Annotated in this window: 8 protein-coding genes; 7 read left to right on the forward strand and 1 reads right to left on the reverse strand. The window is 36.4% G+C overall.

What is annotated here, in order from left to right; translation table 11 throughout:
* Nucleotides 1-3 precede the first annotated feature (3 nt).
* The 4 genes from L2586_RS17750 (at nucleotide 4) to L2586_RS17765 (ending at nucleotide 5,594) form a co-directional block, all read left to right on the forward strand.
* Nucleotides 4-453, forward strand: a complete 450-nt coding sequence (locus L2586_RS17750) for a regulatory protein RecX (protein ID WP_235294282.1) — start codon at nucleotides 4-6, stop codon at nucleotides 451-453.
* A 63-nt stretch (nucleotides 454-516) separates the two neighbouring features.
* Nucleotides 517-2,541 carry an excinuclease ABC subunit UvrB gene (gene uvrB / locus L2586_RS17755; RefSeq protein ID WP_235294283.1) on the forward strand — a complete coding sequence of 675 codons (2,025 nt, stop codon included), beginning with the start codon at nucleotides 517-519 and terminating at the stop codon, nucleotides 2,539-2,541.
* 26 nt (nucleotides 2,542-2,567) lie between these two features.
* Nucleotides 2,568-4,469 carry a hypothetical protein gene (locus L2586_RS17760; protein ID WP_235294284.1) on the forward strand — a complete coding sequence of 634 codons (1,902 nt, stop codon included), beginning with the start codon at nucleotides 2,568-2,570 and terminating at the stop codon, nucleotides 4,467-4,469.
* Nucleotides 4,470-4,622: 153 nt separating this feature from the next.
* Nucleotides 4,623-5,594: a M28 family peptidase gene (locus L2586_RS17765; protein WP_235294285.1), complete on the forward strand. Its 972-nt coding sequence runs from the start codon at nucleotides 4,623-4,625 to the stop codon at nucleotides 5,592-5,594.
* A gap of 30 nt (nucleotides 5,595-5,624) precedes the next feature.
* Here L2586_RS17765 and L2586_RS17770 read toward each other — a convergent pair whose 3' ends face one another.
* Nucleotides 5,625-6,245 (reverse strand): polysaccharide deacetylase family protein, encoded by a 621-nt coding sequence (locus tag L2586_RS17770; RefSeq protein ID WP_235294286.1) that lies wholly within the window; start codon nucleotides 6,243-6,245, stop codon nucleotides 5,625-5,627.
* A 418-nt stretch (nucleotides 6,246-6,663) separates the two neighbouring features.
* Here L2586_RS17770 and gltX point away from each other — a divergent pair, with 418 nt between their 5' ends.
* The 3 genes from gltX to L2586_RS17785 are packed head-to-tail and all read left to right on the forward strand — an operon-like array spanning nucleotide 6,664 to nucleotide 13,696.
* Nucleotides 6,664-8,196, forward strand: a complete 1,533-nt coding sequence (gene gltX / locus L2586_RS17775) for a glutamate--tRNA ligase (RefSeq protein WP_235294287.1) — start codon at nucleotides 6,664-6,666, stop codon at nucleotides 8,194-8,196.
* A gap of 55 nt (nucleotides 8,197-8,251) precedes the next feature.
* The gene (locus L2586_RS17780; protein ID WP_235294288.1) at nucleotides 8,252-8,428 is read left to right on the forward strand and encodes a hypothetical protein; all 177 of its coding nucleotides are present in this window, start codon (nucleotides 8,252-8,254) and stop codon (nucleotides 8,426-8,428) included.
* A 45-nt stretch (nucleotides 8,429-8,473) separates the two neighbouring features.
* The gene (locus L2586_RS17785; protein ID WP_235294289.1) at nucleotides 8,474-13,696 is read left to right on the forward strand and encodes a gliding motility-associated C-terminal domain-containing protein; all 5,223 of its coding nucleotides are present in this window, start codon (nucleotides 8,474-8,476) and stop codon (nucleotides 13,694-13,696) included.

Consider the following 13,696-nt stretch of genomic DNA (forward strand, 5'->3'; position numbering starts at 1 on the left):
AGTATGATTACAGAGTTTGATATCAAGGTGGAGAAAATGAGAAAATACTGTCTGTTTGCAGATAGATGCCACAGAGATGTTCGGACGAAGTTGATTAAGGATAAGATTTACGGAGATGAGTTAGAGCAAATAATGGCGGTACTGATCGAAGAGAATTTTCTAAACGAAGAAAGATTTGCTAAAGCTTTTGTAAAAGGTAAATTCAAACAAAATAAGTGGGGTAAGAAGCGGATAATGATGGAATTAAAACAGCGTGGAATTTCTCCTTACTGCATTAGAAAAGGCTTCGAAGAGATAAGTGATGAGGAATATTGGGAAATGGCACGTAAATTATATGAAAAGAAATTCGATCTTGTGAGAGAAACAGATCTGTATAAGAAAAGGCAAAAAGTGCTGAATTACATGATAAGCAAAGGGTATGAATACGAAGTGGTGAAAGAATTCATGGGCTAGTTGCTCATTGAAAACCATTGCTCGATCGATATCCTAGAATTGAAAATACAAAACCTGGACAATATGGCTTTTAATCTTACTTCTAAATACGAACCTACAGGAGATCAACCAGCTGCAATTAAGCAATTGGTAAGAGGCATTCAGAATAATGATGATGCTCAAGTATTATTAGGAGTAACAGGTTCTGGAAAAACATTTACTATTGCTAATGTTATACAAGAGCTTAATAAACCTACATTGGTCCTTACCCATAATAAGACTTTAACGGCTCAGTTGTATGGGGAATTCACAGAGTTTTTCCCCGATAATGCTGTTGAATATTTTGTTTCTTACTATGATTACTACCAGCCTGAAGCGTATATGTCAGTTTCAGACACCTATATAGAGAAGGATCTTTCTATCAATGAACAGATCGATAAACTAAGGTTGAGAGCAACATCTTCGCTGCTTTCTGGACGTAGAGATGTGATCATAGTAGCTTCAGTTTCTTGTATCTATGGTATGGGGAATCCAGAAGATTATGCAGGCTCTATTATCCGAATAAAAAAAGGAGAAGTGATTTCGAGAAATGCATTTCTTTATAAATTAGTTAGTAGTCTTTATTCACGATCTGATATCGAATTCAAAAGAGGGACATTTCGGGTGAAAGGGGACACGGTAGATATAAATCTACCTTATCTGGATTATGGATATCGAATTACTTTTTTCGGAGATGAAATAGAAACAATCGATCGCTTAGAGTTAGAGACGGGGAAGCGAATAGAAGGCATGGATGATGCAGCAATCTTTCCAGCAAACTTATATGTGGCACCGAAAGATAAACTAACAGAAATTATTAGAGATATAGAAGATGAACTCTATCGACATGAAAAGTTTTTCGAAGCAGAAGGGCGCTTCTTAGAAGCTAAGCGGATTAAGGAGCGGGTCAATTTTGACTTAGAGATGATAAGGGAACTTGGATATTGTAATGGAATAGAAAATTATTCACGATTTTTCGATGGGCGGAAGCCAGGAACTCGGCCATTCTGCCTGCTTGATTATTTTCCAGAAGACTTCTTAATGGTTATTGATGAAAGTCACCAAACAATACCTCAAGTTCGAGGAATGTGGGGCGGAGATAGAGCGCGAAAATTAAACCTAGTCAATTATGGGTTTAGACTACCTTCAGCGATGGATAATAGACCACTAGCTTTCGAGGAATTCGAAAGGATTGTTCCACAGGTGATTTACGTAAGTGCAACCCCTGGAGATCACGAACTTGAACAAACAGAAGGTGTAGTGGTAGAGCAAGTTGTTCGGCCAACAGGTCTGCTAGATCCGCCGATAGAAGTTCGTCCAAGTATTAACCAGATTGATGACTTACTGGATGAAATTAGCAAAAGAATTGCGGTTGATGAACGTGTCCTTGTCACAACTTTGACAAAAAGAATGTCGGAGGAACTAACTAAATACCTTATCAAATTAGAAGTAAAAACAAGATATATCCACTCAGAAATAGACACGATGGATCGAGTAGAAATCCTGCGAGACCTTCGATTAGGAGAGTATGATGTTTTAGTTGGGGTCAACTTGTTAAGAGAAGGACTGGATCTTCCTGAAGTTTCTTTAGTAGCGATCATTGATGCTGATAAAGAGGGTTTCTTGAGAAATGAGAGATCGTTAACACAGACTGCTGGGCGTGCGGCGAGAAATTCTAATGGATTGGTTATATTTTATGCGGATAAGGTTACAGATTCGATGCAGAAAACGATAGATGAAACGAATCGACGTAGAATAAAACAGATCGAATACAATGAAGAGCACGGAATTACACCTACGACCATTTTCAAATCTAAAGAAGATATATTAGCACAGAAGTCGATACTTGATATTAAAGGGAAAGTATCGAAAGCTTATGTGGAACCAACAGGTTCATCTATTGCTGCTGATCCGGTAGTAGGATATATGAGTAAGGATCAACTCGGTTCATTAATTGATGCAACGGAGGCTAAAATGAAGAAAGCAGCTAAAGAACTAGATTTTATTTCTGCTGCACAATATAGAGATGAGCTGAATGCACTTAAAAAGAAGCGGAAGGCTAGTGTATAAATAAAATGATCATTTAAATTTTTGTTATGAGCTGGATTAAAAAAATATTCGGAGGGTCAACTAGTAAGCCTATTAAAGATGACAAGCCGAAAAAGTCAAATAATAAATCAAGTTTCATAACAAATAGTGCGGAGTTTCCGATTGGGGAAATAGAACTAACAAATACCAATACACTTCGGATTGATGCGATTATAGCGATGTCGAAACTTTCCGAAATCGCAAAGGAAAGAGGGCTAGAAAGCAAGGAGGAAGTGATGTACACTACACTCATAGAGAAAGGAGCGATGACTATTCCTCTGATCAGCAAAATGGGAGATGAGCAGTATGCTTTTTATTTCATTTATAATGAGGATGATTTAGCCAAGTATCAAGATCTAAGAAGAAATATAGGAGAAACAGCATTTAAGCATTTAGTGCATTTCAGCGCACTACCTGTTGATACAGTCGTTCCAGAAAAGAAAATAGTAGAGCCATTACAACTTGCTGATATTCGGTATGACAAAGATATTTCTTGTCAAGGTGATTTTGCCGTATGGTGGGCGACAGAGTCGGATGAGGTTTTTCATAATTCTTTGTCGTATAATTACTTAGAAAAGATTAATCAGATTCTCGAAAAGTATGGAACATTTCTTCATGGGTATGTGCTTAGGCAAACAAGGATTAATGCAGACGAACAAATAAAGAGAACCCTATTTCCATCAGACCGAAACCAATATGGGTTGCAAGGGCCAGATGGCACAGATATAGTCTTAGAAATTTCGCATGATTTAGGAATTAGGTTTTATTTTCCAAGTCCATCGACGACTAGAAAATACAGAGAACAATTCCTTAAGTCAATGCTGGTTGATTTTATGGCTAATTTTGTTGAGTTGACACAAATGAAATTTGATCATGACCAGCCAGAACATGTGAAATTTTCTCAGTTAATAAATAATGGTCTTCTGAATGCAAAGCAATTAGAATTAAAAGGGGAAGCGATTTCGCAATATGGTGTATTGAATGATGACCAATATGAGTATGTTTCTTATTCGCTAATACCATCTTGGTCTGGATTTAATAATAAGGAGAATTTTGGCGTTTTCATGAAACTAGTAAGAGACTACTTCGAAAAACATAATGTGTCCATAGCAATAAATGACGGGGTGGTGAAAGTGCTGGATGAGGGATTTGGGTTGAGCAATCTAGGGTTGCAGAATTTAGCGCAACACTGCAGTGGTTTGAATGTGGAAGATTACGAAGGTCAGATTTCTGTACATTTTAATCAGATGATCGAAGCGCAGAAGAATCAAGCGGCTTTCGACAAGCATAAAGGTAATTTCGATTTTGCTCAGGAGTTTGTAAGCATTAGGATTCAGCATGAATCATTTGCGAAAGTTCCTGTTAATGCTGAAAAGGTAACGAAGCTCATTGCAGGAGATATTTATGCTGTTTTGTGTTTTGATCTTCCTACGACAGTTGTAAGTATTTCAGGGAACGACATAGAAAGTTGGGACAAGAGTTTTGATGAATTGTATGAATTAGGCTTAGAGAATATGTTTAATAAATACGAGTTTCCGATTTCGGAAGTCGAAGTTAGTGGTGTCAATTTTCACGTTTCAGAAGCTCAACATTTTTATATTCCTAACACCATTTTGGATCTATCTAATCGTCCAGACTTACTTGGGAGATATGGTGCTTTAGTTGCTGCACCTACTCGGTCATTGCTTTTTATTTATAAGATTGACTCCCTCGAAGTTGTCTCGGCGATTAATGTTCTCATTCCGATCGTAGATCAAGTTTGTCAGAAAGGCCCAGGATCTATAAGTTCTAATATACTATGGTATCATGAAGGGGAATTTCAGAATTTTGAGTATCGTATCGAAGAAGGTAAAATTGCTATTACGCCTTCTTCTGAGTTCATTAAAGTCTTAGAAGAAATAGGTAAGTAGGCATTCGATAAGTTTTGCTTTTTAGGAGGTAGGTAAATGTATTATTTTGTCTTAATTAAGTAGTCTTGATTCATGGATGTCTAAGTAATTTCTATATTTGATGATTCATTATAAATAATATAGAGCATGCATATTCACACAAAGTTTTTTTTATTGATCACACTATTATCACTTGCAAGTTGTATCGGTACTAAGCAAAATACGAACGAGACTGAAGGTATCGAAAGAACAACAAAACCACTCAGTGAATTTTCGGCTGAAAATATAAATGCTGCTCAATCATTAGAAGAAACAACTGAAATCATTTCAGCATTGGCGTCAGATGAATTCGGAGGGAGAAAACCTCTGACAGATGGATTCAAAAAGGCAGGCGAATATGTGGAATTGTATTTAAAGAATAACAAAATATCACCTTATAGGAATCAATCATACAAGGACAGTGTAGACTTAGATGGAAGTATTACGAATAATGTAGTAGGTGTCATTAGAAATGATTCGGAAAGCAATGACTATGTAATGATTTGCGCACACCTAGATCATTTAGGTGCTGCTAAAGGGGATGATAAGGTGTACAATGGAGCGAATGATAATGCAAGTGGTGTTACAGCTGTTCTTCAAGTTGCTAAGGTACTTGCTCAATATGATTTTAACCAAAACATTATCGTCGCATTGTTTACAGCAGAAGAATCAGGTCTCGTCGGTTCAAAGCAATTAGCCACAAAATTAAAAGCTGAAAATAACAACTTGACTCATGTTTTTAATTTTGAGATGATCGGTAAGACGCTGACTACAGGAAGTAATCAAGTCTATATTACAGGTTTTAATAAGTCTAATCTAGCAGAAGAAATGAATAAAGCGGTCGGTTTCGAATTTGTAAAATTCCTCCCTACGGCAGTGAAATACCAACTATTCTCAAGATCAGATAACTTTCCGTTTTATGCGGAGTTTAATATCCCAAGTCAGACGATTTCAACGTTTGATTTTGAAAATTACAATTACTATCATAAAGCAGGAGATGAAGTTGAATTGATGGATCTTGAGAATATGAATGATATCATTCATACTTCCACTTTAGCTATTGGCAAAATCCTTCAAGATAATCAAGTGAAGCTGAATGAGAAATAGTCATTATGGTAGGTTGATATTCCTTTAGAATTATAGCTTGATCGATTTAAAATGATAACCCTTATTCGAGTATTCTTCTAGCACTTTAGGCAGCGTATATTGTAATTTCTCTATAGCTTTTATGTTATCGTGAAATACAACGATAGATCCCTTCTTCGTATGGGTGATGACATTATTGTAGCATTGTTCTTTCGTTATCGATTTGTCAAAATCTCCACTCAAAACATCCCACATGATTATTTTATAATGTCTCTGTAAGAATTGCGCTTGGGTAGGTTTTATTCTACCGTATGGAGGTCTGAAGAAAGTAGAATCCATCATACTTGCACAGTATCGAATATTGTGGAAGTATGATAAATTATCTGTTGCCCATCCGGAAAGGTGATTGAAACTATGATTACCTACTTGATGTCCTTCGTCCAATAATCTTTGGAAAATTTCAGGATGCTTTTTAATATTATCACCTACGCAAAAGAAGGTGGCTTTAGCATTGTATTTTTTTAGCTCGTCTAATACCCACGGAGTTACTTCAGGAATAGGCCCATCATCAAAAGTCAGATGAATATGTTTCTCTTCTGTAGGAATTCTCCATACAAAGTTAGGGAAGAGGGATTGGAAAAACTGGGGTGTTTTAGCCAAGTACATAGACATAATGGTCTGAGTTCAGAAGATTAAAAATAATTTGCATAATAAAAATAGATAAAATATGCCAATAATGCTCAGAAGTGGTCGTAAACTAAACGTTAAAGTCCTAGAAAAGAAGTGTTTGTCAAATCAAGCATATTTTTCTATCTTCTTTTGAAATAATTTGGAAACCAATAAAATCTTAGGATTTTATTAAAATGATGACTGGAGGACAGACTAAGATCGCCTACATTTTTGTAATATATATTTATCTGATTTCATTGTATATATAAATTAAGCTATACAGCGATTTGTAGGGTATTAGATAAGTCAGGGAGTCTATATTTTATGGTAAAATTGACAATAAGCAGAATTTGTCCATAGAAGTGGCACAATCTTTACAGTAGAGTAAGAAGACTATTTTGACTAAAAAATAATATTTGACATGGATAATGTAAGAGTAAGATTTGCACCGAGCCCCACTGGCCCATTGCATATTGGCGGAGTACGGACGGCACTTTATACCTACTTGATAGCTAAGAAATATAAAGGTGATTTCATCTTAAGAATAGAAGACACAGATCAGAATAGGTATGTAGAAGGAGCGGAAGATTATATAATTAGATCTTTAGAATGGTGTGGCATTACTCCAGATGAAGGACCAGGTTTCGGTGGAGATTATGGGCCGTATCGACAGTCTGAGCGGAAAGATATTTATGGAAAATATGCTAAACAACTGGTCGAAGCTGGGAAAGCATATTATGCTTTCGATAGTGCAGAAGAAATATCTGAGATGAGAACTAGATTAGAAGCAGAAGGCAATCGTGCTCCGAAATATGATCATAGTTCTAGACTTTCGATGAAGAATAGTCTGACATTGACAGAAAAAGAAACTGCTGATCTCCTTGCTAGTTCAGATGACGTTATTGTCAGATTAAAAATAGAACCAGGAGAAGAAATTGTAGTAAATGATATCATTCGAGGTGAAGTGAAATTTAATTCTTCAGAATTAGATGACAAGGTTTTGCTGAAAGCAGATGGAATGCCTACCTATCACATGGCGAATATTGTCGATGATAAATTGATGAAAATTAGTCACGTTATTAGAGGAGAGGAATGGTTGCCAAGTACAGCACATCATGTCCTTTTGTATAGAGCGCTAGGCTGGGAAGAAACGATGCCTAAGTTTGCACACCTATCACTACTCTTGAAACCTAATGGTAAGGGAAAACTAAGTAAAAGAGATGGAGCTAAGTTTGGATTTCCAGTATTTCCTTTAGAATGGAAGGCTGAAACAGAAGAAGATTCCTTTACTGGATTTAGAGAGTTTGGTTTTGATCCTAAGGCAACGGTCAATTTTCTAGCCTTTCTAGGTTGGAATCCAGGTACTGAGCAAGAAATATTTACCATCGAAGAACTAGCGGAAGCATTTAATTTAGACCAAATTGTAAAATCTGGTGCGAGATTTGATATAGATAAAGCTAAGTGGTACAATCAACAATATATTATCAATAGTGATAATAAAGATATTGCAGCTTACTTGAAGGTGTTTGATGCAGAAACTTATGAAAAGGTATCCGATGAATATCTTGAAGAGTTTGTTGGATTAATGAAAGAAAGGGTCGAGTTGTATGGAGATTTTTACGATTCAGGATATTATTTTTTCGAGGATATTAAGAGTTATGAAGAAAAGATGATTCGGAAGAAATGGAAAGATCATAGGCCTGAGAAATTTGCTAAGTTTTCTGAACAACTTTCAACGAACAAATTTTCTAGCGAAAGTCTAAAAGGTGAACTGGAAGCATTTATAAAAGAAGAAGAAATAGGTTATGGTGATATCATGCCATTTCTAAGACTAGCGACAACAGGGACGATGCAGGGGCCTGATTTATTTCAGACCATGGAGTTGTTAGGCAAAGAGAAGTCATTAAAACGTCTTGGTGAGGGCTTAAACCACTTTAATCAAGTAGTTTCTTAAAAGTGAGCACAATTTTTGATCATATTAGAATTAAATATTAAGTAAATTATATTTCATGCCTAAAAAAATGAAGAAGAAGGGGAAACCCATCGTTCATGAGGAATTAGAAGGTTTCGATATCAAAGTCAATGAATTTGGACAAATTCAAGGCAACTTTGAAATTGAAGAATTGAATGATTTTTTAGATAAAAATGTAGCTGATAAAAAGCTCAATAAATCTGAAGAAGAATGAGATTAGTATCTAACATTAGGTGGGAAATATCATGAATTATTTTTCATGAAGACAAAATTAAGACTAAGCTTTTTTTGGATTACTACACTTCTTTTCATTAACTCGATTAATGGACAGATAACCTTTGTGAATCCCCCTGAAGACATCACTGTAACTTGTGATACCTATAACCCGTTTCCGTCAGAAATCGAAACCACAGATGATTGTGATGGGGATATTTTTGTATTTACTACTAATTTTTCTGATAGAGGTAATGATGTAGATACGTGTAACTTCTATGTATACACTGTATCTAGAACTTTTACGGCAACTAATAATTGTGCTGATACCGCTCGATATACTCAGATCATTTCTGTTGTTGATACAGTCGGTCCAACATTTACACCACCTCCAGCAGTCACGATCAATTGTTCTGATCTAAATAATTTACCAGTTGCTGGAAATATCACACCATTTGCTGACGAATGTGGGGGACCTATTTTTTCCACTTATGAAGATGAAGACATCGAAATGATGTGTGATAGCACCATAGAAAGAACATGGACAGTGTACGATGTTTGCGGGAATTCCAATTCAGCAATTCAATTAATTACAGTCATAGACAATACACCACCGATTTTTGTAAATGAACCGCGAGATATTAGTGTCATGTGTGGCATGGTCGATAATCCGTATCCAATATTTAATGATTGGGTGGATAAACTTGGTTATGCAACTTATAGAGATGCTTGTAATCAAGTTGATTACGTTTTTGCGGCAGTTCCAGGATCATACGATATTAATGATATCGCTACTTTTCCAGGTACTCACCCAAGTGGCTTGAATGCACCTGAATGCGGTGTTGTTCCAGGTGCTATACAGTATGAAACGGTTGATTTTATTATTGTAGATGACTGCGGAAATGCAATGGCTCAATCGGCTACTTTTTACTATGTAGATGAAGTGCTTCCTATTATAGGAGATTGTGCTCCGAATATTACTGTCAATCTTACTGGCGGTGATTGTACTACGAATCTAACATTTGATATTCCGGAAACATCGGATTCTTGTGTCATAGAAAATATAGAATACGCCTTTTCTGATATGAAATCGGTATCATCGGAAACTCCGGGTGCTGAAAATATTATTGTCGATACTTTAAAAGTTAGACTTGGAGAATACACTCCAGAAATTGAATTCAAAGAAGAGAATTTCTTCACGGTTACTTTAACCAATATTGATGGAGAAGGTGAAGGAGAATTTTTTCACATAGAAGATGAAAACAATATAGAAATAGGAGTAACACCATTGTTAAGCGAAGAATGTGGTAGCTTATCTTTCGAGTTAGGTCCTTTCACAAAAGGTGAGATGCAAACATGGGCAAGTGATGGATATATTTCCTTTTACTTTATTGCTGATGTAGATGAAGCAACTCCTGCTAATAGTATTAATGATGTTTGTGACGATGGATCGATAACCGTTAGCCAAACTATAACGATAGAACGTGAGACTGGGAATATAACAACCTATTTCCAATTAGATGAGCAGGCGGCTATAGAAGTGGAAGGGTTAGAAGTTTCTACAGACATCAATGCAGGATTTCATGTGGTTAAGTTTATTGCAGAAGATTGCGCAGGAAATACATCGGCATGCGTGCAAAATGTTACGGTATTTGATGATTCACCCGCTCAATTGATATGCGGAGTAAATATGCAACTGAATTCTCCAGCAGATGGATGTGAAGCCTCAATGCTTATTTCTGAAATTGCGATCATAAACAATCCGTGTGATGAAGAGATTAAATTGGAAATAACAATAGACGGAGCGATGGATATGGTTATTTCAGGATTGTACGATGAGATAAAAGACAGTTTAATCTATTATCCTATTGGAACATCAACGATTAGAGTTGTAGCTTCTGATTTTTCTAATAATCAGTCTCAATGTTCATTTACGATTCAAGTTGAAGATGATCAGTTCCCTATTGCAATATGTGACAATATCGATGTGCCAGTAGTTGCTGTTCAATTAGAATCATTTACATTGTCACCGTTTATGCTAGCTGGAAATTCTACAGATAATTGCGGTATCCGAAATATTGTCATAGAAAATAATAGATACAGCTGTTTTGATTTGAATCAGGTGATTACAAGAAATGTTTTAATCATAGATAATTCAGATAATACTTCCACTTGTACAGGAACTTTTAATATATCAGATGGGCCAGTACCTTTAAGTTTTAGTGCGGGAATTTGTCCTGAAGATTCATTAAAATTATTCCTTAATATACCAGCAAAGGATGAATATACATATGATTGGGATGGACCAGGAGGGTTTTCAAGTGTTTTGGCTGAGCCATACATTCCTGAAGTACAAACTATTCATGAGGGACGATATTTTGTAACGATAACAAATAGCATAACTGGATGTACTAGTCAAGGCTTTATAGATGTAGAAATAGATGATGTAAAACAACCTCTCTTTACAACTGAGGAGATTGGATGTACTGCGATACCGCATAGGCTTTCTTCGAATGAAATTTCAGGAGAAGTGAGATACAATTGGTACCAGTATATTAATAATGTAAGGTTTTTATTAGGTACGAGTGAAGTTCCATTTATAGATATAGAATTTGAACCAGGTGAATATATTCTTGGTATGAACGTATCTAATAGTAAGTGCGAATCACTTTCTTCGGAAAGAATAGCAGTAGAAATAAGAGGGCAGCCTGAGGGAGCAATATGTACAGCACTTATCCCTGGATGTATAGGATCTCCTCTAACACTTTGCGTAGATGATCCGAAAGATGATTATTTGATTTCTTGGTATGGTCCGAATGGATTTGAATCTGATCTTCCGATGCCAGTAGTAACAGATTCATTCACATCTGCTTTTTCAGGTGTGTATAAATTAGTTATTGAAAATAATAAATGTATAACCGATACATTAACCACAACAGTTACGAGTAATGTAACACCACCAGCTCCTGAAATATTGGGAGATCGCAGACTTTGTGCTGGTGATACTTTATCCTTAGAGAGCTCCGTAAAAGGAAGTGGGTATGTATATGTGTGGGCAAGTCCATCAGGAACAATTAGGAATAATCAACCATTTCTTAATATCCCGAATGTTACTCCTAATTTTACTGGAATATGGACATTAACTGTAGAAAATGGTGCTTGTGAATCACCACCAAGTTCCCCTATTGCAGTTGATATAGAAAAAGTATTAGCCTTTCAGATCACTCCTGTAGCGACTCAATGTGAGGGCGCTGAAATTGAATTATCAACAAATGCTGAACCTGAATCACAATTCTTCTGGTCTGGGCCTAATGACTTCCAGTCTAATGCTTTCACCCCAGATATTATAGCAGAAACAGGATTGTACCAAGCCTCTATTACAACGATTAATGGTTGTGAATATAAAGATGAAATATTTATAAACACAGTAGTACTCCCTAGAATTATAGGTGTTACTGTGAGTGAAGAGGGTGAATGCATCGATCAAGAAACGACATTGACCATTGTACCTAAATTTAGTATGGCAGCAGATGTTCAATTCGAGTGGACGGGCCCTAATATCACTTCTCAATCTTCATCACTAAGTATAGAGAATTATACTTTTGCTGATAACGGAATTTATACAGTAAAACTATTAAGTGGTGATTGTGAATCAGAATCGTTCGATTTTGTGTTGAATTTTATAGTAAGTCCCGTTAAACCCACATTAAACTTGAACCCAATTGCGTGTATCGGAGATTCTCTGATCATAAAAACAAATCAATACAATTCTAGCGCGATCTATCAATGGAACACTCCCCAAGGAATGTTAGAGACTACCGTAAATCAAATAGTTATCCCGAAGGTAGATTCGGAAATAGCTGGTGATTATTCGGTACAAGTCATGATTGGCCAGTGTACGTCGCCTGAAAGTGATATTGTGAACTTAGTTGTTAATGAAAATACATTTGTACCTAATATAAGTACAGCAGGGGAGGAATGCACAGAAAATGAATTCAAATTATTCGCTGACTTGAGCGGAGAATATCCGGTTGAGTGGCAACTACCATCTGGTGAAATTATCAATGCTGATACTTTAAGACTAACTTTGAAAACAGAAGATGCCGGTGACTATAGAGCCCGATCTTTTGCTAATGGCTGTCCATCAGACTGGTCTTCACCGATTAATTTAGATCTTATAGATCCGCGTATAGGAGTGACCCTTGCTGCAGATTTCATCTACAGTTGTAATAATGATGATTCTGGACTTGAATTTTGTATTGAAACAACGGAACCTACTAGCGGAATCAGTTTCCAATGGTTTTATAACGATTTACTTTTGGGTGAAACCAGTTCGAATTGTTATCAAGTAGAAGACATGAGTGTTTTTGCATTTGGATTAAATGAAATCTCCCTAAAGTTCAATTACAATGGATGCATCATACCATTTGATGAACCGTTATTCTTAGAAATTGAGAATGTAAGAAATATTGATGTTTCTGCAGGAGATCGACAGCTTTTCTGTGTAGGAGATGGACTGATCATGAATGCGGATGAAGTAAATACGACTAAGTTATCTGCATTTTGGACTGTTTCTGAAGGAGTTCTTGTGGACGATATCACAGATCCGATGGCTGAGATTATGGTCACTGTAGATGTGGATAGCACATTCGCTGTCTGGAACGTAGAACATATCGAATGCGGAATTGTATATCGAGACTCTGTAGTGCTTAAGCAAAAAACGAAACCGCTGCCATTCTCTGATACCCTTTCTATGAGTGAGGCACAGTTGACCTTTAATCCACTTGAAAATGATATTTTAATTACTGGTAATACTTATCGTATTGCAGAAGTTTCATCGCCTAGATGGGGAAGTGCCTCTGTTTCTGGCGAAGCTATCATCTACAAGTCAGATCCAAAATTTATCGGTGGTCCTATAAAATTCACATATAAGGTCTGCGATGATGCATGTGCAGAATTATGTAATGAGGGAGAGATTGTCATTCTATATAACGCGGGTTCTTGCAAGGGAAGTAATGTCCTTACACCCAATAATGACGGTGCGAATGATCGATTTGTAATACCATGTATAGAGGAATCCGAACTTGCTGATAATTCGCTGGTGATTCTAAACGAGCTAGGGAATACGATTTTTGAGCAATCACCATATGATAATACTTGGGATGGCACTTTTAATGGAGAACCACTTCCGGAAGGCACCTATTATTACATATTTAGGAAAGACAGCAAAGCAAGTGTTGTTCAAGGTTTCATTTCAATAGAACGCTAA

The sequence above is a fragment of the Portibacter lacus genome (genome assembly GCF_021533215.1).
Taxonomy (GTDB): domain Bacteria; phylum Bacteroidota; class Bacteroidia; order Chitinophagales; family Saprospiraceae; genus Portibacter; species Portibacter lacus.

Coding starts and splice junctions, on each gene's coding strand:
- L2586_RS17750 (WP_235294282.1), top strand. CDS start 4: ATGATTACAGAGTTTGATATCAAGGTGGAGAAAATGAGAAAATACTGT.
- uvrB (WP_235294283.1), top strand. CDS start 517: ATGGCTTTTAATCTTACTTCTAAATACGAACCTACAGGAGATCAACCA.
- L2586_RS17760 (WP_235294284.1), top strand. CDS start 2,568: ATGAGCTGGATTAAAAAAATATTCGGAGGGTCAACTAGTAAGCCTATT.
- L2586_RS17770 (WP_235294286.1), bottom strand. CDS start 6,245: ATGTCTATGTACTTGGCTAAAACACCCCAGTTTTTCCAATCCCTCTTC.
- gltX (WP_235294287.1), top strand. CDS start 6,664: ATGGATAATGTAAGAGTAAGATTTGCACCGAGCCCCACTGGCCCATTG.
- L2586_RS17780 (WP_235294288.1), top strand. CDS start 8,252: ATGCCTAAAAAAATGAAGAAGAAGGGGAAACCCATCGTTCATGAGGAA.
- L2586_RS17785 (WP_235294289.1), top strand. CDS start 8,474: ATGAAGACAAAATTAAGACTAAGCTTTTTTTGGATTACTACACTTCTT.